This window comes from Buttiauxella sp. A111 (assembly GCF_014189855.1).
Lineage (GTDB): Bacteria > Pseudomonadota > Gammaproteobacteria > Enterobacterales > Enterobacteriaceae > Buttiauxella > Buttiauxella selenatireducens.
Genome location: NZ_BJFN01000005.1, coordinates 30152 through 55964, shown reverse-complemented (window position 1 = coordinate 55964; position 25813 = coordinate 30152). Strand labels below are relative to the sequence as shown.

The 25813-nt window shown below is 50.4% G+C and carries 25 protein-coding genes and 1 pseudogene; 13 read left to right on the top strand and 13 right to left on the bottom strand.

All coding sequences use genetic code 11. From position 1 onward, the window contains the following. The 4 genes from gyrB to dnaA are packed head-to-tail and all read right to left on the bottom strand — an operon-like array spanning window position 1 to window position 6011. Complete coding sequence (gene gyrB / locus BSPA111_RS15435; protein WP_183272045.1) at window positions 1-2415, bottom strand: DNA topoisomerase (ATP-hydrolyzing) subunit B; 2415 nt, start codon at window positions 2413-2415, stop codon at window positions 1-3. Between the two features lie 28 nt (window positions 2416-2443). Beyond that, window positions 2444-3517, bottom strand: a complete 1074-nt coding sequence (gene recF / locus BSPA111_RS15430) for a DNA replication/repair protein RecF (protein ID WP_183272044.1) — start codon at window positions 3515-3517, stop codon at window positions 2444-2446. Then, entirely contained in the window at window positions 3518-4618 is a 1101-nt protein-coding gene (gene dnaN / locus BSPA111_RS15425; protein ID WP_183272043.1) for a DNA polymerase III subunit beta, read from the bottom strand. It abuts the gene before it with no gap. 4 nt (window positions 4619-4622) lie between these two features. Further along, the gene (gene dnaA, locus BSPA111_RS15420; protein WP_183272042.1) at window positions 4623-6011 is read right to left on the bottom strand and encodes a chromosomal replication initiator protein DnaA; all 1389 of its coding nucleotides are present in this window, start codon (window positions 6009-6011) and stop codon (window positions 4623-4625) included. Window positions 6012-6638: 627 nt separating this feature from the next. On the opposite strand from dnaA, the gene rpmH reads away from it, so the two are divergent. The 7 genes from rpmH to BSPA111_RS15385 all read left to right on the top strand — a co-directional run bounded on the left by rpmH (window position 6639) and on the right by BSPA111_RS15385 (window position 12179). Then, on the top strand, window positions 6639-6779 hold the full coding sequence (rpmH, locus tag BSPA111_RS15415; RefSeq protein WP_003849659.1) for a 50S ribosomal protein L34: 141 nt from the start codon (window positions 6639-6641) through the stop codon (window positions 6777-6779). A gap of 17 nt (window positions 6780-6796) precedes the next feature. Beyond that, window positions 6797-7156: a ribonuclease P protein component gene (gene rnpA, locus BSPA111_RS15410; protein WP_034499799.1), complete on the top strand. Its 360-nt coding sequence runs from the start codon at window positions 6797-6799 to the stop codon at window positions 7154-7156. Continuing rightward, complete coding sequence (gene yidD, locus BSPA111_RS15405) at window positions 7120-7377, top strand: membrane protein insertion efficiency factor YidD (protein WP_072011227.1); 258 nt, start codon at window positions 7120-7122, stop codon at window positions 7375-7377. Before rnpA ends, yidD begins: the two co-directional genes overlap by 37 nt. Before the next feature lie 2 nt (window positions 7378-7379). Next, window positions 7380-9026 (top strand): membrane protein insertase YidC, encoded by a 1647-nt coding sequence (gene yidC / locus BSPA111_RS15400; RefSeq protein ID WP_183272041.1) that lies wholly within the window; start codon window positions 7380-7382, stop codon window positions 9024-9026. A 106-nt stretch (window positions 9027-9132) separates the two neighbouring features. Continuing rightward, a complete protein-coding gene (gene mnmE / locus BSPA111_RS15395) occupies window positions 9133-10497 on the top strand; it encodes a tRNA uridine-5-carboxymethylaminomethyl(34) synthesis GTPase MnmE (protein WP_183272040.1) in 1365 nt (454 codons plus the stop codon). A gap of 352 nt (window positions 10498-10849) precedes the next feature. Then, window positions 10850-11578, top strand: coding sequence for a 4'-phosphopantetheinyl transferase superfamily protein (locus BSPA111_RS15390; protein WP_183272039.1), 729 nt, complete (start codon window positions 10850-10852; stop codon window positions 11576-11578). A gap of 34 nt (window positions 11579-11612) precedes the next feature. Further along, entirely contained in the window at window positions 11613-12179 is a 567-nt protein-coding gene (locus BSPA111_RS15385) for an NADPH-dependent FMN reductase (RefSeq protein WP_183272038.1), read from the top strand. Window positions 12180-12246: 67 nt separating this feature from the next. Here the strand turns inward: BSPA111_RS15385 and BSPA111_RS15380 are convergent, their stop codons facing one another. Further along, window positions 12247-12819: a TetR/AcrR family transcriptional regulator gene (locus BSPA111_RS15380; protein ID WP_183272037.1), complete on the bottom strand. Its 573-nt coding sequence runs from the start codon at window positions 12817-12819 to the stop codon at window positions 12247-12249. A gap of 181 nt (window positions 12820-13000) precedes the next feature. Between BSPA111_RS15380 and BSPA111_RS15375 the strand changes: the two genes are divergently transcribed. Further along, complete coding sequence (locus BSPA111_RS15375) at window positions 13001-14122, top strand: MBL fold metallo-hydrolase (protein WP_255459291.1); 1122 nt, start codon at window positions 13001-13003, stop codon at window positions 14120-14122. Window positions 14123-14143: 21 nt separating this feature from the next. Next, on the top strand, window positions 14144-14485 hold the full coding sequence (locus BSPA111_RS15370; RefSeq protein ID WP_183272036.1) for a RamA family antibiotic efflux transcriptional regulator: 342 nt from the start codon (window positions 14144-14146) through the stop codon (window positions 14483-14485). 32 nt (window positions 14486-14517) lie between these two features. Here the strand turns inward: BSPA111_RS15370 and BSPA111_RS15365 are convergent, their stop codons facing one another. After that, window positions 14518-15855 (bottom strand): NCS2 family permease, encoded by a 1338-nt coding sequence (locus tag BSPA111_RS15365; RefSeq protein ID WP_183272035.1) that lies wholly within the window; start codon window positions 15853-15855, stop codon window positions 14518-14520. Window positions 15856-16035: 180 nt separating this feature from the next. On the opposite strand from BSPA111_RS15365, the gene yieH reads away from it, so the two are divergent. After that, complete coding sequence (gene yieH, locus BSPA111_RS15360) at window positions 16036-16701, top strand: 6-phosphogluconate phosphatase (protein WP_183272034.1); 666 nt, start codon at window positions 16036-16038, stop codon at window positions 16699-16701. 50 nt (window positions 16702-16751) lie between these two features. On the opposite strand, the gene BSPA111_RS15355 is transcribed toward yieH, so the two are convergent. Next, on the bottom strand, window positions 16752-17786 hold the full coding sequence (locus BSPA111_RS15355; protein ID WP_183272033.1) for a LacI family DNA-binding transcriptional regulator: 1035 nt from the start codon (window positions 17784-17786) through the stop codon (window positions 16752-16754). A gap of 270 nt (window positions 17787-18056) precedes the next feature. Here BSPA111_RS15355 and BSPA111_RS15350 point away from each other — a divergent pair, with 270 nt between their 5' ends. From BSPA111_RS15350 to BSPA111_RS15340, 3 genes are read left to right on the top strand one after another with little or no spacing between them, the layout of a single operon-like run. Then, window positions 18057-18500, top strand: coding sequence for a PTS sugar transporter subunit IIA (locus tag BSPA111_RS15350; RefSeq protein WP_183272032.1), 444 nt, complete (start codon window positions 18057-18059; stop codon window positions 18498-18500). A 15-nt stretch (window positions 18501-18515) separates the two neighbouring features. Continuing rightward, window positions 18516-18803 (top strand): PTS sugar transporter subunit IIB, encoded by a 288-nt coding sequence (locus BSPA111_RS15345; RefSeq protein WP_183272031.1) that lies wholly within the window; start codon window positions 18516-18518, stop codon window positions 18801-18803. 12 nt (window positions 18804-18815) lie between these two features. Beyond that, entirely contained in the window at window positions 18816-20072 is a 1257-nt protein-coding gene (locus BSPA111_RS15340; protein ID WP_183272030.1) for a PTS ascorbate transporter subunit IIC, read from the top strand. Between the two features lie 53 nt (window positions 20073-20125). Here BSPA111_RS15340 and phoU read toward each other — a convergent pair whose 3' ends face one another. The 6 genes and pseudogenes from phoU to rluF all read right to left on the bottom strand — a co-directional run. Then, window positions 20126-20851, bottom strand: a complete 726-nt coding sequence (gene phoU / locus BSPA111_RS15335) for a phosphate signaling complex protein PhoU (RefSeq protein ID WP_183272029.1) — start codon at window positions 20849-20851, stop codon at window positions 20126-20128. 12 nt (window positions 20852-20863) lie between these two features. After that, window positions 20864-21637, bottom strand: a complete 774-nt coding sequence (gene pstB / locus BSPA111_RS15330) for a phosphate ABC transporter ATP-binding protein PstB (RefSeq protein ID WP_221200568.1) — start codon at window positions 21635-21637, stop codon at window positions 20864-20866. 47 nt (window positions 21638-21684) lie between these two features. Then, complete coding sequence (gene pstA, locus BSPA111_RS15325) at window positions 21685-22575, bottom strand: phosphate ABC transporter permease PstA (RefSeq protein ID WP_183272027.1); 891 nt, start codon at window positions 22573-22575, stop codon at window positions 21685-21687. Beyond that, window positions 22572-23534, bottom strand: coding sequence for a phosphate ABC transporter permease PstC (gene pstC, locus BSPA111_RS15320; RefSeq protein WP_183272026.1), 963 nt, complete (start codon window positions 23532-23534; stop codon window positions 22572-22574). Before pstC ends, pstA begins: the two co-directional genes overlap by 4 nt. A gap of 176 nt (window positions 23535-23710) precedes the next feature. Next, window positions 23711-24751: a phosphate ABC transporter substrate-binding protein PstS gene (gene pstS / locus BSPA111_RS15315; protein WP_183272025.1), complete on the bottom strand. Its 1041-nt coding sequence runs from the start codon at window positions 24749-24751 to the stop codon at window positions 23711-23713. Between the two features lie 143 nt (window positions 24752-24894). Beyond that, window positions 24895-25617 (bottom strand): annotated as a pseudogene (gene rluF / locus BSPA111_RS15310) (23S rRNA pseudouridine(2604) synthase RluF); the annotation flags it as partial. Window positions 25618-25813 lie beyond the last annotated feature (196 nt).

The window sequence follows — 25813 nt, the reverse complement described above, 5'->3', positions numbered from 1 at the left end:
TTAGATATCGATGTTCGCTGCTTTCAGGGCGTTTTCTTCGATAAATGCACGACGTGGTTCAACCGCATCGCCCATCAAGGTAGTGAACAGCTGATCGGCAGCAATCGCGTCTTTTACCGTTACGCGCAACATACGACGGCTTTGTGGATCCATTGTGGTTTCCCACAGCTGATCCGGGTTCATTTCACCCAAACCTTTGTAGCGCTGAATAGACAGGCCACGACGAGACTCTTTCACCAGCCATTCCAGCGCCTGCTCGAAGCTGGCAACAGGTTGACGGCGTTCGCCACGTTCGATGAAGGCGTCTTCTTCGATAAGGCCACGCAGTTTCTCACCCAACGTGCAAAGACGACGATATTCGCCACCCACAATGAATTCGTGCTCCAGTGGGTAGTCAGTATCCACACCGTGGGTACGCACGCGAATCACAGGCTCAAAGATATTCAGCTCGCGGTTCTGACGCACGATAGAGTTCCAGGTGCTGCCATGCTGTTCATTTTCGTTAAGTTGGGTAACCAACTCAGAAACCCAGGACGTCACTTTGCTTTCGTCTGCCAGTTCGGCTTCTACAAGCGTTGGGTGATAAACCAGATTTGTCAGCAGGTTACGCGGATAACGGCGCTCCATGCGGCCAATCATTTTCTGGCAAGCATTGAACTCAGACACCAGTTTTTCCAGCGCTTCACCAGCAATCGCTGGTGCGTTGGCATTGGTGTGCAGTGTTGCGCCATCCAGTGCGATTGAAATCTGATACTGATCCATCGCTTCATCATCTTTGATGTACTGCTCTTGCTTGCCTTTCTTCACTTTGTACAGCGGTGGCTGTGCGATATACACATGGCCACGCTCAACGATTTCAGGCATTTGACGATAGAAGAAGGTCAACAGCAGGGTACGGATGTGTGAACCATCGACGTCCGCATCCGTCATGATGATGATGCTGTGGTAACGCAGTTTGTCCGGGTTGTATTCGTCACGGCCAATGCCGCAGCCCAACGCGGTGATCAGCGTGGCAACTTCCTGAGAGGCGAGCATTTTGTCAAAGCGCGCTTTCTCAACGTTCAGAATTTTACCTTTCAGCGGCAGGATCGCCTGGTTCTTACGGTTACGCCCCTGTTTTGCAGAGCCGCCCGCAGAGTCCCCTTCCACAAGGTACAGTTCGGAGTGAGCCGGGTCGCGTTCCTGGCAATCAGCCAGTTTGCCTGGCAGACCAGCCAAATCCAGCGCGCCTTTACGACGGGTCATTTCACGTGCGCGACGAGCTGCTTCACGAGCACGTGCCGCATCAATGATTTTTCCAACAACGATTTTCGCGTCAGACGGGTTTTCCAGCAGGTATTCAGACAGCAGTTCGTTCATCTGCTGCTCAACCGCAGATTTCACTTCTGAAGAAACCAGTTTGTCTTTGGTCTGAGAAGAGAATTTCGGGTCAGGTACTTTTACAGAAACGACCGCAATCAGGCCTTCACGAGCATCGTCACCCGTGGCGCTGACTTTCGCTTTTTTGCTGTAGCCTTCTTTGTCCATATACGCGTTCAGAGTACGCGTCATCGCGGCGCGGAAACCGGCCAGGTGGGTACCACCATCACGCTGCGGGATGTTGTTGGTAAAGCAGTAGATGTTTTCCTGGAAACCATCATTCCACTGCAAAGCCACTTCCACACCAATACCGTCTTTTTCAGTACTGAAATAGAACACGGTTGGGTGAATTGGCGTTTTGTTCTTGTTGAGATACTCAACGAATGCGCGGATACCACCTTCATAATGGAAGTGGTCCTGACGGCCATCACGCTTATCAATCAGACGGATAGATACGCCTGAGTTCAGGAATGACAACTCACGCAGGCGTTTAGCCAGGATGTCGTATTCGAACTCAATAACGTTGGTGAAAGTTTCATGGCTTGGCCAGAAACGAACTTGCGTACCTGTCGCTTCAGTTTCACCCGTTACTGCCAGAGGCGCTTGCGGCACACCGTGAATGTATGTTTGCTGATGAGTTTTGCCTTCGCGGCGAATCAGCAGTTCCAGCTTCTGAGAGAGGGCGTTAACAACAGAAACACCCACACCGTGCAGACCGCCAGAAACTTTATAGGAGTTGTCATCGAACTTACCGCCTGCGTGCAGCACGGTCATGATAACTTCAGCCGCAGACACACCCTCTTCCGGGTGAATACCGGTAGGAATACCACGGCCATCATCGGTTACGGAGACAGAGTTATCAGCATGAATGGTGACAACGATGTCTTTACAGTGACCGGCAAGTGCTTCGTCGATAGCGTTATCTACGACCTCAAATACCATGTGGTGCAGACCGGTGCCGTCATCCGTATCGCCGATATACATTCCCGGGCGCTTACGTACCGCATCCAGCCCTTTAAGGACTTTGATACTGGAGGAGTCATAAGAATTCGACATCAACGTTTCTCGCTCATTTATTCTTGGGTTAATCCGTTATTTTACCCTGATCCACGACGAACATCTTCGAATTTTTGTCCGCCATATCCATCACATGTTCTGCGCTAATTGCGCTAACAAAAACCTGTGATTCCGTCGCCTTTAACCGGCTGGCTAATAGACCACGGCGTGCATCATCTAGTTCAGAGGCAAAATCATCTATCAGATACAGGCAACGTCGCCCGTTCTGTCGGGTGAGAAACTCACCCTGCGCCAGTCTTAAAGCGCACATCAGTAATTTAAGCTGCCCGCGCGACAGGGTATCTTCTACCGGCGCACCGTCTGCACGGATCCTGAAATCAGCTTTGTGGGGGCCGTGAGCCGTGTAGGTCAGCATGCGGTCGCGTTCGAAATTACGCTCCAGTAGCTCGCCATAGTCACTCTCTTTTTCCCAACCGCGTTGGAAAGTGAAGCTCAGCGAAAACTCCGGTAGAAATTGTGCGCAGGTATCAGCCATGTCATCGGCAATGGCTGAACTGTATTCGGCACGCCAGCGGCTGATTTGCTCCGCTAGTGGGATAAGCTCTTGATCCCATGGCCGCAGTTGCGCATAGCGCGTAACTTGCCGCAACGCAGCGTTGCGTTGCTTGAGCAGGCGCTTGAGATTGCTCCAGGCGACAAAAAATCCTGGTTCGTTATGGAAACATCCCCAATCGAGGAACGCTCTACGGAATTTAGGGCCACCGTTGAGCAGTGTAAATCCTTCGGGGGTGATGAGTTGCATCGGCATCAACAGCGCCAGTTCAGCCACTTTGTGGCCGTCGCTGCCATCGATACGCACTTTGCTGTCGCCTGCACGGTCTTTAGTCAGGCCAATTGCGGATTCCCGCTCGCCGTTCTGCAAACGGCCATGCAGTACAAAGGATTCTTGTTCATGGCGTATCACACGCTCAATTTTCAAACTGCGAAAAGCGCGCCCGTGCCCGAGGGTATAAATCGCCTCTAACACGCTGGTCTTGCCACTTCCGTTGGCTCCTACCAGGAAATTAAACCCCGGTGAGAGAGCCAGATCTGCATTTTCGATATTACGAAAGTCTTTAATTAATAGCCGTGAAAGGGACATCTACAGTCTCATTGGCATCACAACGTACGCCGCGGCCTGAGAAGCTGCATCTTCAATCTGCACACTAGAAACGGAGTCGGTCAGTAAAATGCGTACGTTCTCGCACTTCAGTGCATTCAGAACATCCAGCACATAGCTGACGTTGAAACCAATTTCCATATCCGTGCCGTCATAAGTGACGTCCAGAATCTCTTCGGCTTCTTCCTGCTCAGGGTTGTTCGCCGTGATCTTCAATTGGTTTTCACTGACTTGCAGACGCACACCGCGGAATTTCTCGTTCGAGAGAATCGCCGCACGCGAAAACGCTTGTTTCAGCAAATCACAGCTGGCATCCAGGTGTTTGTCCGGATTCTTCGGCAACACGCGGCGATAATCCGGGAAACGGCCATCAACCAGCTTAGAAGTGAAGATAAAGTCACCAACGTGAGCACGGATGTTGTTGCTACCAATTTGTATACGCAGCGGGCTATCGCCGCCGTCCAGCATACGCATCAGTTCAATCACGCCTTTACGCGGCACGATCACCGAATGGCTAGGCAAGGACTGACCCACCGGCATAGAGCACACCGCCAGACGGTGACCATCGGTCGCCACGGTGCGCAGTTCTTCGCCTTCAGTTTCAAACAACATGCCGTTCAGGTAATAGCGAACGTCCTGATGTGCCATAGAAAACTGAGTCGCTTCAATCAGGCGTTTCATGGTCGCTTGCGGGAGCGTGAATTCTACTTCGCTCTGCCAGTCGTCCAGATTCGGGAAATCAGCCGCTGGTAGCGTCGAGAGCGAGAAACGGCTGCGCCCGGAGCGCACTAACATGCGATCGCCCTCAAGCTGTACAGCTATTTCCGCGCCTTCTGGCAAACCGCGACAGATGTCGAAAAATTTACGCGCAGGCACCGTTGTGGCACCCGCTTCATGCGGCTGCACCAATGCGACACGCGCCACCATCTCCATTTCCAGGTCTGTACCTGTTAATGAGAGTGCTCCATCCGCGACTTGCAACAGCAGGTTGCCGAGAATCGGTAACGTCGGACGGCCACCTAATGGGCCACTCACCTGTTGCAGCGGTTTTAATAAAGTTTCACGTTCAACGGTAAATTTCATAGCGTCACGAAGATAATGTTCTGATTAAGTTGGAGAAATCTTCTTTGATGTCGTGGCTTTCTTCACGCAACTGCTCAATCTTACGGCAGGCATGGAGAACCGTAGTATGGTCGCGGCCACCAAAGGCATCGCCGATCTCTGGCAAGCTATGGTTCGTCAACTCCTTCGCCAGCGCCATCGCCATTTGACGTGGACGGGCAACCGAACGGGAACGACGTTTAGACAACAGGTCAGCAACCTTTATTTTATAGTACTCCGCCACCGTCTTCTGAATATTGTCGATGGTGACGAGCTTCTCTTGCAGCGCAAGCAGATCACGCAGTGCTTCGCGCACGAAGTCGATAGTAATCGCCCGGCCAGTAAAGTTGGCGTTAGCGATAACACGGTTCAATGCCCCTTCCAGTTCACGCACGTTCGAACGTAAACGCTTAGCAATAAAGAAGGCAACTTCGCCTGGCAGACGAATGTCGTTCTCATCTGCTTTTTTCATCAGGATCGCAACTCGCGTTTCCAGTTCTGGCGGCTCGATAGCAACCGTTAATCCCCAACCGAAGCGAGATTTCAGACGATCTTCAACCCCATTGATCTCTTTTGGATAGCGATCCGAGGTCAGAATGATCTGTTGGTTGCCTTCGAGCAGGGCATTAAAGGTGTGGAAAAACTCTTCTTGTGAGCGCTCTTTATTAGCAAAGAATTGAATGTCATCAATTAGCAGCGCATCAACAGAACGGTAGTAACGTTTGAACTCTTCAATGGCGTTATTTTGCAGCGCTTTTACCATATCTTGCACGAAGCGTTCGGAGTGCATATACACCACTTTCGCATTCGGCTTGCGCGCAATAATACCGTTACCCACAGCGTGCAACAGGTGCGTTTTACCCAGGCCCGTGCCGCCATAAAGGAACAAAGGGTTATAAGCTCCGCCTGGGTTATCCGCCACCTGACGCGCCGCCGCGCGGGCCAGTTGGTTCGATTTACCCTCAACGAAGTTATCGAAAGTATGTTTTACATTGACGTTAGAACGGTATAACTGCTCAGCAGGAGCAGGGAGGTTATCCCAACTTGGGCGCATCGGGGCTGTAGGGCGCGCCATTTGTGCATGTGCTGGTGCGGTAGCAACTGCCTGCTGATTTAACGTCTGGCTGACCGGTTTGCTGCCTACTTCAAAACGCAATGCGGGCGCATCTGTGCCGCAAAAATCGTTGAGCAATCCGTTGATATTATTAAGGTACTTATCTCGTACCCAGTCGAGAACAAAACGGTTTGGCGCATACAGGGCCAGCGTGTTATCGCTCAGTTCCGCCTGTAGGGGGCGTATCCACATACTGAATTCTGTGGCTGGTAACTCATCCTGCAATCGGGCAAGACACTGCTGCCAAAGCGAAAGTGACACGGCGGACTCCACTCGAACAAAGTCGATAAAATGACGAAGACTGAAAGTTTATATTCATGATTGTTGACGCACGCCGACTCTTCCTCAACGGAACCCCGGTACGGGAAGCGTGCGAACCGCTATCTGCGGTTTACCCCAGGGTGAACGCTAAAGGATCACGATCGGGACCGCGGATCATAGCCTAAAGTGCGCCAGAGATCTTCTGTTTCTCACAGTTTCTTCCCGATTTATCCACAGGGCTATTTTGTGGAGTCTAAGTGTAAACGATCCTGCCAGACGCGCAGTGCTTTACATTCCTATATTGGAAAATTTAATGACTAGCGCACAAAATCGTCTTAACTGATCTAAGGAAGATCCCTGTCGATCCTTGCGCTTTAATGGGGAGGCCGTATAATTCCACACCCGTCGCGTGTCACCACGGCTTTATTTTGGACAGATCCTGGTCGTTTTTAGGGTCAAAAAGCGAATTAAGGCACGGGAAATAAGGAAAGAGAATTGACTCCGGAGTGTACAATTATTACAATCCGGCCTCTTTAATCAGCCACACTGAGGCGTAAGTCGTTTGCAGTTTATGCAAGGCTCTGCGCTAACCCAGTGAAATTTATCCAAGTTTAGGTAGAAATCGCCATGAAACGCACTTTTCAACCGTCCGTACTGAAGCGTAACCGTTCACACGGTTTCCGTGCTCGTATGGCAACTAAAAATGGTCGTCAGGTTTTGGCACGTCGTCGTGCTAAAGGCCGTTCTCGTCTGACCGTTTCTAAGTAATAAAAGCTAACCCCTGAGTGGTTAAGCTCGCATTTCCCAGGGAGTTACGCTTGTTAACTCCCACTCATTTCACTTTCGTCTTCCAGCAACCTCAACGGGCTGGCACGCCGCAAATCACCATCCTCGGCCGCCTTAATTCGCTGGGGCATCCCCGCATCGGTCTTACAGTCGCTAAGAAAAATGTTAAACGTGCACACGAACGCAATCGGATTAAACGTCTGACGCGTGAGAGTTTCCGTTTGCGTCAACACGAACTTCCTCCAATGGATTTCGTGGTAGTGGCTAAGAAAGGGGTTGCAGACCTGGATAACCGGGCTTTATCGGAAGCATTGGAAAAGTTATGGCGCCGTCACTGTCGCCTGTCTCCCGGCTCCTGATAGGCCTGATTAGGGTCTATCAGCGCCTGATAAGTCCGCTTCTCGGGCCGCATTGTCGTTTCACTCCTACCTGTTCTCACTACGGAATTGAGGCATTGCGCAGGTTTGGGGTGTTAAAAGGCAGTTGGTTGACAGTGAAACGCGTATTAAAATGCCACCCTTTGAACCCCGGTGGAGACGATCCCGTCCCACCTGGACCTTTTGATACCAGAGAACACTAACGATGGATTCGCAACGCAATCTCTTTCTCATCGCTTTGTTGTTCGTGTCTTTCATGATCTGGCAAGCCTGGGAGCAGGATCACGCTCCAAAACCACAGGTGCAACAGACCACGCAGACTACGACCACCGCAGCAGGTAATGCCGCAAGCCAGGGTGTGCCGACCAGTGGCCAGGGAAAAATCATCACGGTTAAAACTGACGTCCTTGAGCTTTCCATCAACACCCGTGGTGGTGATGTTGAGCAGGCACAGTTGCTGACCTACCCGAAAGAGCTCAAATCTAATGAGCCGTTCCAGTTACTGGAAACGACGCCAGAGTTTATCTACCAGGCTCAAAGTGGCCTGACCGGTCGTGATGGCCCAGATAACCCGGCTAATGGTGATCGCCCACTGTACAACGTTGAAAGCGACAGCTTCGTACTGCCAGAAGGCCAGAACGAACTTGTTATTCCAATGACTTATACTGATGCGGCGGGCAACGTCTTCACTAAATCCTTCACCCTGAAACGCGGCGAGTTCGCGGTAAGCGTGGATTACAACGTGAAGAATGCCGGTGAGAAACCGCTGGAGCTGGCTACCTTTGGTCAGTTGAAGCAGTCCATCAATCTGCCTTCGCATCGCGATACTGGAAGCAACAACTTTGCGTTGCATACCTTCCGTGGCGCTGCGTACTCAACGCCTGATGCGAAATACGAAAAATATAAATTCGATACTATCGCTGACGGTGAAAACCTGAACGTTAACGCCAGCAATGGCTGGGTTGCGATGTTGCAGCAGTATTTCGCAACAGCGTGGGTTCCGCGTAATCAGGGTACTAACAACTTCTATACCACCAAACTGAGCAATGATGTGGCGGCGATTGGTTATAAATCCGCACCACAACTGGTTCAGCCAGGCCAAACAGCTCAACTGGGTAGCACCCTGTGGGTTGGCCCGGAAATTCAGGACAAAATGGCAGCCGTTGCGCCGCACCTTGACCTGACTGTGGATTATGGTTGGTTGTGGTTTATTTCTCAGCCGCTGTTCAAGCTGTTGAAATTCATTCACGGTTTCATCGGTAACTGGGGCTTCTCCATTATCGTTATCACCTTTATCGTTCGTGGCATCATGTACCCGCTGACTAAAGCGCAGTACACCTCCATGGCGAAAATGCGTATGTTGCAGCCGAAACTGGCCGCTATGCGTGAACGTATTGGTGACGACAAGCAACGCCAGAGTCAGGAAATGATGGCGTTGTATAAAGCTGAGAAGGTTAACCCGCTGGGTGGTTGTCTCCCGCTGGTTATCCAGATGCCAATCTTCCTGGCGTTGTACTACATGCTGATGGGTTCTGTGGAATTGCGCCATGCGCCGTTCGCACTGTGGATCCATGACTTGTCTGCACAAGACCCGTACTACATCCTGCCGATCCTGATGGGCTTGACGATGTTCTTCATTCAGAAGATGTCGCCTACCACAGTGACCGACCCGATGCAGCAGAAGATCATGACCTTTATGCCGGTCATCTTCACGGTGTTCTTCCTGTGGTTCCCGTCAGGCCTGGTACTGTACTATATCGTCAGTAACACAGTGACCATCATCCAGCAGCAGCTGATTTATCGCGGTCTTGAGAAACGTGGCTTACACAGCCGCGATAAGAAAAAGACCTGATAGCCATTAGCTAAGTGCAACAGAAGGCGGTCAATTGACCGCCTTTTTTATTATATCGAGTGGATAAGCGAAGCGACCTCCGCCAATCAATCACGAAGGGATAGTAATGAGCCATAACGAGACAATCGTTGCCCAGGCGACACCGCCGGGACGTGGTGGGGTCGGTATCCTGCGCGTCTCAGGCCTTCAAGCACGTGAAGTGGCACAAGCCATTCTGGGTAAATTACCCAAACCACGTTATGCCGATTACCTGCCATTCCGTGATGCGGACGGCAGCGTGCTGGATCAAGGCATCGCGCTGTGGTTCCCGGGCCCCAATTCATTCACGGGTGAGGATGTGCTGGAACTGCAAGGTCACGGTGGCCCGGTTATCCTGGATTTACTGTTAAAACGCATCCTGGCGCTATCAGGCGTGCGTATCGCAAGACCTGGCGAGTTCTCCGAACGTGCATTTTTGAATGATAAGCTGGACCTGGCACAGGCTGAAGCCATCGCCGACCTGATCGACGCCAGCTCCGAGCAAGCCGCACGTTCAGCATTAAATTCTTTGCAGGGGGCCTTCTCTGCACGAGTCAACCATTTGGTTGACGCACTGACCCATCTGCGAATTTACGTGGAAGCCGCGATTGATTTCCCGGACGAGGAAATTGATTTTCTGTCAGACGGAAAAATTGAAGCCCAACTGAACCAGGTGATAGACGACCTGGACGCCGTGCGTGCTGAGGCACGTCAGGGAAGCCTGTTGCGCGAAGGGATGAAAGTGGTCATTGCCGGGCGTCCAAATGCCGGTAAATCGAGCCTGCTTAATGCGCTGGCAGGCCGCGAAGCCGCGATTGTCACGGACATTGCCGGAACCACCCGCGACGTACTGCGCGAACATATTCACATCGACGGTATGCCGCTGCATATCATTGATACTGCAGGTTTACGCGAATCAAGCGACGAAGTTGAGCGCATCGGTATCGAACGTGCATGGAATGAGATCGAACAAGCTGACCGTGTGCTGTTCATGGTTGACGGTACAACAACCGACGCCACAGACCCCGCTGAAATTTGGCCTGACTTTATTGCACGCTTACCGGCACGTTTGCCGATTACTGTAGTGCGTAACAAAGCCGATGTTACAGGTGAAACGCTGGGTCTGAGCGATGTGAATGGTCACTCACTTGTGCGCCTCTCTGCGCGTACCGGTGAAGGCGTAGATGTGCTGCGCGCCCATCTAAAACAGAGCATGGGCTTTGAAACCAACATGGAAGGCGGTTTCATGGCGCGTCGTCGCCATCTGCAAGCGCTGGAGCAGGCAGCAACCCATCTTCAGCAAGGTAAAGCGCAGCTGCTGGGCGCATGGGCTGGGGAATTGCTGGCTGAGGAACTGCGTCTTTCTCAACAAAGCTTGAGTGAAATCACCGGAGAATTTACCTCTGATGATTTGCTTGGATGCATTTTCTCGAGTTTCTGTATCGGTAAGTAAGCCAAAAAAGTTAGCGTGTGCTCACTTTTTACTCATCCCGCAACGCATCAGCTGTTGCGGGATTTTTTTTATCGTATCTGCGGCACTAAAGAGTGCTCACGATAACGTCAAAGTATTCATGGAGTTGATCATTTGATCAATATTTGACGTTTTTTTACACGTTCTCGCCGTGCGTTTCGCTACTAAAAAACCTACAATCGAGATTGCCCATTTTACCCTATGTATTTCGAGTTTCAGAAAGGCGGCAAGAGAACGAATCACGATGAGCTTAGTAAACTCAGTGATTCGTGTGAGTGAAAGCAGCCAACGCATCTGAAACTTGAAAGACGACGGGTATATCAAGGAGAGACAAATGGCAACGCACTTCGCAAGATGGACTATCAATCCCAAATTCCCCTTTTCGAGCCGGCTGAGTGAAGAATGCCTCGCCCGCGCTCAACAAATGCCAGAACATCGCCGTTCACGATTTTTAGCCTCACGCAGCTTACTCGCGGAATTGCTACATATGCTTTACGGCATTCAACAACTGCCGGAAATCGTGACGACCGCAGCCGGACGGCCACACTTTGCCGACGCTTCACTGATGGATTTCAGCGTTGCTTATGCCGGGAATAAGGTCGGTGTATTGGTCACGACCGAGGGTCGCTGCGGGCTGGATATTGAAATTAACCAGTCTTTCGGTCACCTCCCGTCCGTCGCCTCGGATCCCACCTTTCGCAGCAATGAGTCCATCTGGATAAACAATCAAAAAAACCCAGGTGAGGCACGGGCCCAACTGCGTACGCTGCACCAAAGCGCATTTAAATTAACCGGCCGCGAAGATAGTTTGCAGCTTCTGCCTGGCGCCGGGCGTATTCGTGTTAACTGTCAGTCTGAAATTGAAGCGATCAGTGATGTGGAAGGCCTGTTAATCTGGGGATGTGTGGTGTCTCCAGCAATTGAAAAACTCAATTTGTGGGAGTTTGAAAGCCCGCAAAACTGGCACCGTCTGTGGGATGTAAAGTCTCGCTATCGTGATCACAATGGCAGCATCATTCGCTTAACCAGCATGCCGTCAGAAAAAGTGTTACATCAAAACTGATCATTTATGAACGTCCTGACAAAAAGAGGTATCCATGTCCGACACGTTAAAGATAGTCACGTTATTAGGTAGCCTTCGCCATGGCTCATTCAACGCTATGGTCGCCCGTACTCTGCCAGGAATCGCACCAGCAGGGATGAGCATTAATGCGTTGCCCTCGATTAAAGACATTCCGCTGTATGACGCCGATATGCAGCAAGAAGAAGGTTTCCCCTCCAGCGTTGAGACGATTGCAGAACAAATTCGCGCTGCAGATGGTGTGGTGATTGTCACGCCAGAATATAACTATTCGGTGCCAGGTGGCCTGAAGAACGCCATCGACTGGCTTTCACGTTTGCCAGAACAGCCTCTGGCAGGGAAACCGGTGCTGATTCAGACCAGTTCAATGGGCGCGATTGGTGGCGCACGTTGTCAGTACCATCTGCGTCAGATTCTGGTGTTCCTGGATGCAATGGTGATGAACAAGCCTGAGTTTATGGGTGGCGTGATTCAGAACAAAGTGGATGCGCAGACAGGCGAAGTCGTCGATCAAAGTACGCTTGATCATCTGGCGGGGCAACTCACCGCATTTGGTGAGTACATTAAGCGCGTTAAATCCTAAACTCCGCAAGATATCCAAAATAATTCGAGCTGCATCAACGCACCTGCGGCTCGAAGAATGACGGATATTATTGAGCTAAAGCACGCCACATAGTTTCAAAACCTAAAGCCTTAAAATCGCTGGCTCGTTCTGGTTCGCGGCTGGCGAATTCCATTGTGGTTTCTGCCAGTGAAGAAAAAATCGCATCACTGAATGCACGATATGGGCCACTCTGAAAAGCCTTCAATATTGATTGCGAGCAGATCTCGTGTAACTCAGGAAATAACTCCGCTACTTTCTGCTTGGTTTCTTCGCCTATCTTGTCGCTCACAGACAACTGACGAATTGCCCGATGTGCCTCAGGATTGCAAATAGCCCAGTCGATATAACTGTTCCAGACATAACGGGTATATTCTTTCGGATCTTTTAAAGTTCGGTCGATATTGGCCAGCATCGTCTGGCACAAGTCTTGTTTTACATGAAGATAGAGCTCGTTAAGTAAATCGTCCTTAGTGGCAAAATAGCGAAACAGCGTCCCCTCTGCCACACCAGCTGCACGGGCAATCTGCGCAGTTGATGCTGCGATCCCCGACAGGCCAATGGCGGTTGTCGCGGCTTCCAGTAACGCTAATTTTTTATCTTCACTCTTCGGACGAGCCACAACGTTTACCCTCTGAATTCTAAAAACGGAATTGAATCACGCTGACTCCGTCACTGCAACGCTCAATGTCAGCGTTTGAAAAGCATCTTGACGCTAATCACTTCCCATCTATAATGAGTGCTTACTCACTCATTATCAAGTTTGTTAGATTCGACCCAATGGATGGGACGAGGAACCAGGCATGGATTTGAAACGTCTCTCCTTATGTGCGGTACTCATTATGTTGATTGCTACAGCAGCCAGTTTGCCTTTTGTCCTGAATGCCGGGTTTGGTCAGGCTCCGCAGGGAGAAGGTTTAAGTTTAGTCGAACGTTCTGCCAACTACGTTGACGGGCAATTTCGCAACCAGGTTCCAACCCAGGGTTATACCGGGCAGAAAAGTATGATCGCGGCGTGGTGGGAGTTTTTAACCGCAAAGCGTGAGAACTCACGCCCGCAGCAGCCGTTGCCGTTAGTGCAAACCGATCTCGCAAGCATACAGCTGGAGCAGGACACAATGGTCTGGCTCGGCCACTCCTCGTGGTATATCCAGCTCGCTGGAAAACGTATTTTGATCGATCCGGTATTCAGCAATTACGCCGCGCCCTTTTCGTTTCTGAATAAGGCTTTTCCAGGGAATTACCCGTGGACGGCGGAGTCGATGCCCGAAATCGATCTGCTGATTATCTCCCATGACCATTACGATCATCTAGATTTCGCCACCATCAAGGCGCTGAAACCCAAAATCCGCCAGGTGGTTACGCCGCTCGGTGTCGGATCTCATCTGCGTTACTGGGGGATAAACAGCGACATTATTCATGAAAAAGACTGGAACCAGGCGGTAAAAATCTCGAATGAGCTGACCGTGCATGTTTTACCCGCACGTCATTTTTCCGGCCGCAGCCTGAAGAGCAACCAGACGCTGTGGGCCAGTTTTATGTTCGTGACGGACAACCACAAAATCTATTACAGCGGCGATACCGGTTACGGACCGCACTTCAAAGCGATTGGCGAACAGTTTGGTTCGGTAGACATCGCCATTATGGAAAATGGCCAGTACGACGAGGACTGGAACAACATCCATATGATGCCAAATGAAACAGCTCAAGCCGCGCAGGAGCTTAATGCACGCGCCGTGCTGCCTGGCCATGCGGGTCGCTTTGTGCTGGCAAAACATACCTGGGATGCACCTTACAAAAGCCTGGCTGAAGCCAGCTCAGATAAAAGCTTCCGCTTGTTAACACCAAAACAGGGTGAACCAGTTTGGGTTAACGATACCGCACAACAATTTAGCGCCTGGTGGGAAGATGCCAGTGCCTTGTAAGCGAGCTACGCAGGGGGATGAATGACAATTTCCGCTCAAGTTATCGACACCATTGTTCAATGGATTGACGACAATTTGCATCAACCATTACGTATTGATGTTATTGCCGATCACGCGGGTTATTCGAAGTGGCATCTGCAACGATTGTTCATGCAGTACAAAGGCGAGAGTCTTGGGAAGTACATTCGCGAGCGTAAACTGTTGCTGGCGGCGCGTGATTTACGCGATACCGATAACAAGGTTTACGATATTAGTCTGAGGTACGGTTTTGATTCGCAGCAGACGTTTACGCGCATTTTTACGCGTACGTTCAACCAGCCGCCGGGTCGATATCGCCGGGAAAATAATAGCCAGTCACAATGACTGGCTATTTTCAGATTGAAGTATGACGGGTATTAGTGTGCGTCGATAAACACAATCTTCAGGATAAACAACAGCGCTACGACAATCACGCATGGGCTGATTTCACGCCAGCGACCTGTGCCGAGTTTCATCACACAGTAAGAGATGAAGCCCAGTGCGATACCTTCAGTGATTGAGAAGCTAAATGGCATCATTACAGCAGTAATGAACGCTGGAACCGCTTCAGTCAGGTCATCCCACTTCACACGAGACAGGCTGGATGTCATCAACACGCCAACGTAAATCAGAGCGCCTGCGGCGGCATATGCCGGAACCATGCCTGCCAGCGGGGACAGGAAGATAACCAGCAAGAACAGCAAGCCCACGATCACTGCCGTCAGGCCAGTACGCCCACCGACAGACACGCCAGAAGAACTTTCGATATACGCGGTAACGGACGATGTCCCGATAAACGCACCCGCAACAGAAGATACGCTATCAACATACAGCGCCTGCTTCATGCGAGGGAATTTACCTTTTTCGTCGGCAAGCCCGGCTTTGTCTGTTACGCCAATCAACGTACCGGAGGAGTCAAACAGGTTAACCAACATGAAGGAGAAGATAACGCCTGCCAGACCAATGTTCAGCGAACCGGCTAAATCAACCTGGCCAACCACTGAAAGTACGCTTGGTGGTGCAGAAACAATACCGTGGTATTGCACATCGCCCATCATCCAGCCCAACAGTGTAGTGACCACAATGGAAACCAGCACAGCGGCGTGAATGTTACGCGAGGCCAGAATTGCGATGATAAAGAAGCCTAATGCACCCAGCAGCACGCTGTGGGAAGTCAGGTTGCCGATGCTCACCAGAGTGTCTTTGTTCGCAACGATAATCCCGGCGTTTTTCAGGCCCATCATCCCGATGAACAGACCAATACCGCTGGTGATGCCTACGCGCAGGCTCACAGGAATATTGGCAATCATCCAGTAACGCACGCGGAAAATGGTCAGCAACAGCAGACCTGTGGCACCCCAGAAAATGGCACCCATACCCACTTGCCAGGAAATTCCCATTGCGCCAACAACCACAAAGGCGAAGAACGCATTCAGGCCCATCGCTGGCGCCAGTGCGACTGGCAGGTTGGCGAAAATACCCATCAGGATGCTACCTAATGCGGCAATCAAACAGGTGGTGACAAAAACGGCCTGGGTATCCATACCAGCGGCGCCAAGGATCTGCGGGTTGACGAAAACGATATACACCATCGTCAGGAAGGTCGTAAGACCGGCGATCACTTCAGTGCGTGCCGTGGTGCCGTGTTCGCGCAGTTTAAACACGCGCTCGAGCAGCCCCGGATTTGCAGCCGGAGTAGATTGTGGTTGGCTCATTAGTCTTAATTCCGAACATTGAGAGGGAAAATCCGTCGCTATCCTATACCAAAAAATACAAAACATAATGACCAACGTTGTATTTTTTTCATTGAAAATTCTTATACGGCAACGATTGCGTGCCGCAAAAATTGCGCAAATTGGGTAAGATGATCCTTCACTTTAATAAAAGGAAGCGGTATGTCCCGGATAGATGCGGTGTTCTTCGACTGCGATGGTACGCTGGTTGATAGTGAGGTTATTTGCTCCAAAGCCTACGTGCATATGTTTGCGCAAAACGGCATTGAACTTGCGCTTGAGGAAGTTCATAAAACCTTCAAGGGGATCAAGCTCTACGAGATCATCGACACTATCAATGCCCAACATGGCGTGAACTTCGCAAAAGAGGAGCTGGAGAAAATTTTTCGCGCAGAAGTTTCGCGACTTTTCGACAGCGAACTCGTGGAGATTGAAGGTGCTGCAGCGCTCATTGCGCAAATCAAGGTGCCGATGTGTATCGTTTCCAATGGCCCGGTCAGCAAAATGCAGCATTCGCTGGGCAAAACCGGCATGCTCGGCCATTTCCCGGACAAACTGTTTAGCGGTTATGACATCAAGGCATGGAAACCCGATCCGGCGATCATGTTCCATGCCGCCGATGCGATGCGCGTTGATGTGAAAAACTGCGTGCTGGTGGATGATTCGATGGCTGGAGCGCAATCAGGTATTGCCGCAGGAATGGAGGTTTTCTACTTCTGCGCCGATCCGCATAACAAGCCAATTGACCATCCGAAAGTGACGACCTTTACCGATTTGGCGCAGTTGCCGGAATTATGGCGCGCGCGGGGTTGGGATATTACGGAATAAAGAAATCTGGCGGATAGCGCTTGCGCTTATCCGCCCTGCAACGGGTGTGCTCAAGTACTCTGGCGTAATTCAATCTGGTAGCTAAATTGCTCAACTCGCGATTCATCTAATTCGTCATCCCGCTCATCATTCAATAGCTCAATCAGTAGCTTACCCGCATCTTTACCCATTTTTTTATAATCAATACGGATTGAGGTCAGCGTCGGATGCGTTTGATCGCAACTGTCCGAACCGTCGAGACAAGCCACCGCGATATTTCCGGGGATTTTCAGCAAGCGCCGTTGGCACTCAAACATGATGCCTAGCGCGATCTCCTCATGGCTGCAAATCACAGCATCCAGCTCTGGCTGGCGTTGTAATATTTCGGTCAATGCATAACGGCCAAACTGCAAGCTAGCGGCATCCGGCGTGGTGATCACCTGGTCGGAATTCTGGTAACGACTCAGCATCGCTTTATGCCAGCCGTTCAGTTGCTGGCGCTGTAAGCGGTTGTCCATGTGCGCACCGATAAAACCAATATTCTTATACCCCTGATCCAACAGATGTTCGGTCAGTTTATGTGACGCCTCAAAAAATGCCGTTTCAAGCGTAATTCGCGCCTGGCTGAAAGGGGAACCGACGACGTTAATGGTGGGAATATTGGTTTTTTCGAGAATCTGGTAGGTTTTTTCTGCCAACTGAGAACCAAAAATCACCAGTGCAGCCGGATTGCTTTGCAGTAACGTCATTAAAATTTCAGCTTCTTTATGCTGATTATGTTCATGGCAGCCAAGCAGTAGCTGGAACTCATTTTTATTCAGTACTTGCTGTAACGACTGCATAAAGCGCGAACTGGCTTTATCGGTCAGAGAAGGTATCAGCACGCCGACCGTATCACTGTGACCTGAAGCCAACGCCCCCGCAGCCCGATTGGGGATATAACCCAATTCTTCCACTGCTTGTTCAATCTTCTCGCGCAATTTGTCGGAAACCTGTTCCGGGGTTCTCAACGCCCGGGAAACCGTCATAGTTCCAACACCCGCATAATTGGCGACTTCTTGCAGCGTGACTCGTCCGGTACCACGACGCTTACGCATTTTTTCCATTCTGGCTCCCGGGACAATTACAACTTATTGTTTTCATTATTTTTATTTCACCATCAATCTGTCAACTCATTGCCCACGGCAGCAAATGCTCTATCGCATTGTATATGCGGGAACCCGATATAGCCAAAGTCAGACAGAGAAGAAATGATAGCGCTATCACAAAGCTTGATAGCGCTATCAGGTAGCGCTATCAAATGAGACAACCATCACATTAATTACTGTCTGAAAAATCTACCCTCCTGTTAATTATCATCGGGAGTTATCAGTCGCATGTTAAAAACACTATTAACCACAGAGGTTGTTCAGGTCGTAGAACAGGCAAAAGACTGGCGCGATGCCGTGGCTATTTCATGCCGTCCGCTGATTGAAAACGGTTCGATCGAACCGCGATATGTCGAGGCTATCTACCGCTCACATGAAGCCATCGGCCCGTACTATGTGGTTGGCCCAGGTATTGCGATGCCCCATGCACGTCCGGAAGAAGGTGCAAACAAACTCTCTCTGGCACTGACGCTTATCACTTCAGGCGTGAATTTCGATGCCGATGAAAACGATCCGGTGAAGTTGTTGATTGTGTTAGCGGCAACCGACAGCACCAGCCACATTGAAGCGATTTCTCAACTCGCCCAATTATTTGATAACGAACAAGACATTCAGGCCATTTTGAAGGCCAAAACAACGCAAGACATTTTGTCCGTCATTGCGCGCTATTAATCCAGGGGAACAATTATGAAAATTACAGTGGTTTGCGGTAACGGTTTAGGCACCAGTCTGATGATGGAAATGAGCATTAAAAGCATTCTGAAAGATCTGGCAGTCAGCGCTGATGTTGATCATGTTGACCTCGGCTCAGCTAAAGGCACACCGAGCGATATTTATGTAGGAACCAAGGACATCGCCGAGCAACTCGTCGCACAGTCCGTCGCTGGGAAAATCGTTGCTCTGGACAACATGATCGACAAGAAAGCCATGAAAGAACGTTTGTCCGTGGCATTAACCGAGTTAGGCGCACTGTAAGTCGAGGTCGTAATGGATTTCTTTCGTTTTTTGATGAGCGATGTGCTTTCCGAACCAGCTGTGCTGGTCGGTTTAATCGCCTTGATTGGCCTGATTGCACAGAAAAAACCGGTCACCGAATGTATTAAAGGCACCGTTAAAACCATTATGGGTTTTGTGATTTTAGGTGCGGGCGCCGGTTTGGTGGTGTCATCACTGGGTGACTTCGCAAACATTTTCCAACACGCTTTTGGTATTCAGGGCGTGGTGCCGAACAATGAAGCCATTGTTTCCGTAGCGCAGAAAAGCTTCGGGAAAGAGATGGCGATGATCATGTTCTTCGCCATGGTTATCAATATTTTGATTGCCCGTTTCACGCCGTGGAAATTTATCTTCCTGACCGGCCATCACACATTATTTATGTCGATGATGGTAGCTGTGATCCTGGCAACAGCGGGTATGACCGGTGTTACGCTGATTGCCGTTGGCTCTTTGGTTGTTGGCGTGGCGATGGTCTTTTTCCCAGCCATTGCACACCCTTACATGAAGAAGGTCACCGGTTCTGATGACGTCGCCATCGGCCACTTCTCGACATTATCTTATGTTCTGGCGGGGTTCATCGGCAGCAAGTTTGGTAATAAAGAACACTCGACTGAAGACATGAACGTGCCGAAAAGTCTGCTGTTCTTGCGTGATACGCCGGTCGCTATCTCCTTTACCATGAGCATCATCTTCCTGGTCACCTGTTTGTTCGCGGGTGCTGATGTCGTGAAAGAGCTGAGCGGTGGCAAAAACTGGTTCATGTTCTCCATCATGCAATCCATTACCTTTGCCGCAGGCGTGTACATCATTCTGCAAGGTGTGCGTATGGTTATCGCGGAAATCGTTCCCGCGTTTAAAGGTATTTCCGACAAACTGGTTCCGAACGCAAAACCGGCCCTCGATTGCCCGGTCGTATTCCCTTATGCACCGAATGCGGTATTGGTTGGCTTCCTGAGCAGCTTTGCTGCGGGTTTAATCGGCATGTTTGCGCTGTATCTGCTGAACATGACGGTGATTATCCCAGGCGTGGTGCCACACTTCTTCGTCGGCGCGGCGGCTGGGGTATTTGGTAACGCAACAGGTGGACGTCGTGGGGCTATTTTGGGAGCGTTCGCGCAAGGTTTGCTGATTACCTTCCTGCCAGTGTTCTTGCTGCCAGTACTGGGTGATATCGGCTTTGCTAACACCACTTTCAGCGATGCAGACTTTGGTGCGCTGGGTATTCTGTTAGGGATTATTGTTCGCTAGACACCAATAAAAACGCCAGCGATTCGCTGGCGTTTTTATTGACTCTTTTTTAATCACTCTTTCGGGTCTTTACCCGCCAGCAATTTATCCAGCTCATCGCCACCGACATGACGGAAGTCCTGTCCTTTGACGAAGTAGAAAATAAACTCACAGATATTCTGGCAGCGGTCACCGATACGCTCGATAGAACGTGCACAGAACAGCGCGGTCAGCACGCTTGGAATGGTGCGTGAGTCTTCCATCATATACGTCATCAACTGACGTACGATGCCTTCATATTCCTGGTCAACTTTCTTATCTTCACGATAGATACGCACCGCTTCGTTAAGATCCATGCGCGCAAATGCGTCCAGAACATCATGCAGCATTTGCACGGTGTGGCGGCCTAAAGACTCAAGGCTTACCAGCAGCGGTTGGTGCTGTTGAGAGAATTTCTCCAGCGCCGTGCGGCAGATTTTATCTGCCACATCACCAATACGTTCCAGTTCAGAAATCGTTTTGATAATAGCCATCACCAGGCGCAAGTCGCTGGCGGTTGGCTGGCGTTTAGCAATGATGCGCACACAGGCTTCATCGATAGCGACTTCCATCATATTAACTTTGTGGTCGCCTTCAATGACGCGCTTTGCCAGCTCACCATCTTGATTGTGCATGGCGGTGATCGCATCAGAAAGCTGTTGCTCCACCAGCCCACCCATGGTCATCACCTGGGTGCGGATATATTCCAGCTCGGCGTTAAACTGGCCGGAAATGTGTTTGTTAAGGTTGAGGCTATCCATTTTTTCTCCCGATCAACCGTAGCGGCCAGTAATGTAATCTTCAGTCTGCTTCTTAGCAGGCGTGGTAAACAGCGTGTCGGTTTCGCTAAACTCGATAAGCTCACCCAGGTACATAAATGCGGTGTGGTCTGAACAACGCGCCGCTTGCTGCATGTTGTGGGTAACGATAACGACGGTGTAATCCTGTTTAAGCTCGGTGATCAGCTCTTCGATTCGACCGGTAGAAATCGGGTCCAGCGCTGAACACGGCTCATCAAGCAACAACACTTCCGGACGAATCGCAATCCCACGTGCAATACACAGACGCTGTTGCTGGCCACCGGAGAGACTGTATCCGCTCTGGTGTAATTTATCTTTGGTTTCGTTCCACAATGCGGCCTTGGTCAAAGCCCATTGCACGCGCTCATCCATGTCGCTGCGAGACAGCTTTTCAAATAGACGCACACCGAAAGCGATGTTGTCATAAATCGACATTGGGAACGGCGTTGGCTTCTGGAACACCATGCCTACTTTGGCACGCAGCAGGGCGATATCCTGGCTTTGAGTGAGGATATTTTCCCCATCCAGCAAGATTTCACCTTCAGCGCGCTGCTCCGGGTAGAGCGAGTACATTTTGTTGAATGTACGCAGCAAGGTGGATTTACCACAACCTGACGGGCCAATGAATGCGGTAACCTGGTTTTTAGCGATATCCAGATTGATGTCTTTCAGGGCATGGAATTTGCCATAAAAGAAGTTCAAATCGCGAACCTGAATTTTGCCTGAGGCTGTATCGACCATACTCATCTGTTTCTTAATCTCCATCCGACGCCGCCGTTGCCGCGCCGCAAAATTTAACCGTGTTTACTCTTTGCAAAAATCACGCGCGCCATAATGTTCAGCAGCAACACACACAGAGTAATAATCAGAACGCCAGCCCAGGCTAATTGTTGCCACTCGGCAAACGGGCTCATCGCAAATTTGAAAATGGTCACCGGCAAGTTAGCCAGTGGTTGCATCATGTCGGTGCTCCAGAACTGGTTGGAGAGCGACGTGAACAGCAGTGGGGCCGTTTCACCCGCGATACGTGCAATCGCCAGTAATACCCCGGTAATAATCCCGGAAACAGAGGCTTTCAGCGTAATTGCAGAAATCATTTTCCACTTTGGCGTGCCCAGTGCGTAAGCCGCTTCGCGCAAGCTGTCTGGTACCAGTTTCAGCATGTTTTCAGTGGTACGAATGACGATTGGCACCTGCAACAACGCCAGCGCAATAACCCCGGCCCAGCCAGAGAAGTGCTGCATCTTTGCGACCACGATGGTGTAGACGAATAAACCCACCACGATTGACGGTGCGGAAAGCAGAATGTCGTTAATAAAACGAATCACTTCTGCCAGCCACGATTTGCGACCGTACTCCGCCAGATAAATCCCCGCCATGATGCCCAGCGGCGTACCGAAAACGGTCGCCCACAAGATTAACAGGCCGCTACCTGCAAGGGCGTTAGCGAGTCCACCACCAGCAGTATTTGGCGGAGGTGTCATTTCTGTGAACAGCGCAATCGACATTCCGTCGATCCCACGTGTCACGGTTGAGAACAGGATCCATACCAGCCAGAACAGGCCGAACGCCATGGTTCCCATTGAAAGAGTCAGAGCGACACGGTTTTTAAACCGGCGGCGGGCTTGCATTTTACGGCGAGATTCAGCCAATGCGGCGCGGCTTTGCATTTCCATGGTTGTCATGAGCGCGCTCCTTCATTCTTCGCAAGACGCATAATCATGAACTTAGAGACAGCCAGTACGATAAAGGTGATCACAAACAGAATCAGCCCCAGTTCCATCAGTGCTGCGGTGTGCAGGCCCGATTCGGCTTCAGCGAATTCATTCGCCAGGGCGGAAGTAATACTGTTGCCCGGCATATACAACGAGGCATTGTCGAGTTGGTAGGTGTTACCAATGATAAAGGTCACCGCCATGGTTTCACCCAAAGCACGGCCCAGACCCAACATCACACCACCAATCACGCCATTTTTGGTGAACGGTAAAACAATGCGCCAGATAACTTCCCAGGTGGTGCAGCCAATACCGTAGGCCGACTCTTTCATCATCACAGGGGTTTGTTCAAATACATCGCGCATAACCGCAGCAATGTAAGGAATGATCATGATGGCCAGTATCACGCCTGCGGCGAGAATACCGATACCGAACGCAGGGCCTGAGAACAGCTCGCCCACAATCGGTACAGAAGAAAGCACATTGCCAACCGGTTCCTGGAAGTAGGTCGCAAACAGCGGAGCAAAGATAAACAGACCCCACATGCCGTATACGATACTTGGGATAGCGGCCAGCAGCTCGATGGCGATACCCAGCGGGCGGCGCAACCAGTTCGGAGCCAGTTCCGTCAGGAACAGCGCGATACCAAAACTAACGGGAACTGCAATCAACAGAGCGATAAACGAAGTCACCAGCGTGCCGTAAATCGGAACCAGTGCACCGTAAATATCGTTAGGAGCATCCCACTCTTTGGTCCACAAGAACGAGAAACCAAACTTCTGGATACTTGGCCAGGAGGAGATGATCAGGGAAATGATGATGCCGCCCAGCAGGAATAGCACAATCAGCGCAGCCAGTTTAACTAGCGCGCTGAAAATGACATCACCTTGCTTACCAGGGGACTTGAACGTCGGCTTACTTACCGCCATAGCTTACTCTTAGTTGTTTTGGGTTTTCCCCGGGGTTTCACTCCGGAGTTTACTCTAAATAATTCGAGTTACAGGAAGGCGACAAACTCATGCCCCCCCAGGAACATAGATTAACTATGTGACTGGGGTGAGGGAGTGCAGTCAACGCACCTGTAGCTCGAAGTATGACGAGTTAATTAGTACAGCGCCTTACCGGAGCTGTCTTTTACGTTGGTTTTCCATGCAGCACGAACCTGCTCAACCACGGAATCTGGCAAAGAAGCATAATCCAGGTCATTTGCCTGTTTTGCCCCTTCTTTATAAGCCCAATCGAAGAACTTCAGCACTTCAGCACCTTGCTCTGGGTTCTTCTGCTCTTTGTGAACCAGAATGAAGGTCGTTGACGTGATTGGCCACGCAGCATCACCTTTCTGGTTAGTCAGATCCTGAGCGAACGATTTGCTCCAGTCTGCGCCTTTCGCCGCATTGGCAAAGTTTTCTTCAGAAGGCGATACAGGTTTGCCATCAGCAGAAATCAGTTTGGTATAAGCCAGGTTGTTCTGCTTAGCGTATGCATATTCAACATAACCAATCGAACCCGGCAGACGCTGTACGAAGGCTGCAATACCATCGTTACCTTTGCCGCCCAGTCCGGTTGGCCAGTTTACCGTTGAACCTGCACCGACTTTAGATTTCCACTCTTCGTTCACTTTCGCCAGGTAGCTGGTGAAAACGAAAGAAGTACCAGAACCGTCAGCGCGACGTACAACAGCAATGTTTTGCGATGGCAGTTTTATGCCTGGGTTGAGCTTAGCAATGGCTTCGTCATCCCATTTTTTGATTTTGCCCAGGTAGATGTCACCCAGCGTTTTACCGTCGAGCACCAGCTCACCGGATTTCACACCTGGCAGGTTAACGGCCAGAACAACACCGCCGATAACCGTTGGGAACTGGAAGAGTCCTTCTTGTTGCAGTTTATCGTCAGCCAGTGGGGCATCAGACGCACCGAAATCCACGGTATGAGCAATGATTTGTTTAACGCCACCGGAAGAGCCGATACCCTGGTAGTTAACTTTGTTACCAGTTGATTTATTGTAAGTATCAGCCCATTTGGCATACACCGGCGCAGGGAAGGTTGCACCAGCACCAGTCAGGCTTGCAGCAGCATATGCACCGAAAGCACTCAGGGATAAGGTCGCGGCGACAACAGTTGCGACAGTGGTACGCATAACTTTCATAATGTCTCCTGCAGAGGTGAACGTAAATCGTTGTTTAGTGGATACAGGATAGAAAATAGGACAGTTTGGTGACAATTAAATGTACGAATTATGACAGTTTTATGACAGGCCACTTTGGGCCATATTTCCAACTGTCATATTCAGGATTCTGAGTGCTCAATCCGCTTTAATATCTCGTCCTGTTCATCGCGGCTCAAGTAGCGCGATTCCCCCAGCGGCAGCCCTTCCAGATGGATATTCATGATGCGGATACGTTCAAGTCGGGTAACTTCATAGCCGAAATATTTACACATCCGGCGGATCTGGCGATTCAACCCCTGAACCAAAGTAATACGAAATACCCTATCCGATTCTTTCGTCACTTTGCATTGTTTTGTCACCGTACCCAGAATAGGCACACCCGCGACTAAACCTGTAATAAACTCGTCAGTTACCGGCTTATTGACGCTAACCACATACTCTTTTTCATGATTATTGCCCGCGCGCAGAATTTTATTAACCACATCACCGTGGTTGGTCAGCAAAATTAGCCCCTGCGAATCTTTATCCAGACGCCCTATCGGGGATATACGTTGGTCGCCGGTAATGAGAGTGCTGATATTATTTCGCACGCTCTTTTTCATCGTTGTGATGATGCCAACGGGCTTATTCAACGCGATCAGCACCAGGCCGTTGTCATCTCGCGGCTCAATAAGCTGATCGTTCACTTTCACCACGTCGCCAGTAAAGACCTGAGCGCCAAAACTGACCTGCCTGCCGTTAATAAAAACACAGCCCTGTTCGACGTAGCGATCGGCTTCACGGCGAGAGCAGATACCGCTATCGCTAATGTATTTATTAATTCGAATGGAAGATTCAGTCAGCATCGCGCTGTGTACCTCTGTAAAAAGGCGAACTATACCCAAAATAATTCGAGTTGCAGGAAGGCGGCAAACTCATTCACCCCAGGAGCTTACTTGAGTAAGTGACTGGGGTGAATAAGTGCAGCCAACGCACATGCAACTTGAAGTATAAAGGGTATATACGCACATAAATAAAAAAGCGCCCACAAGAGGCGCTTTA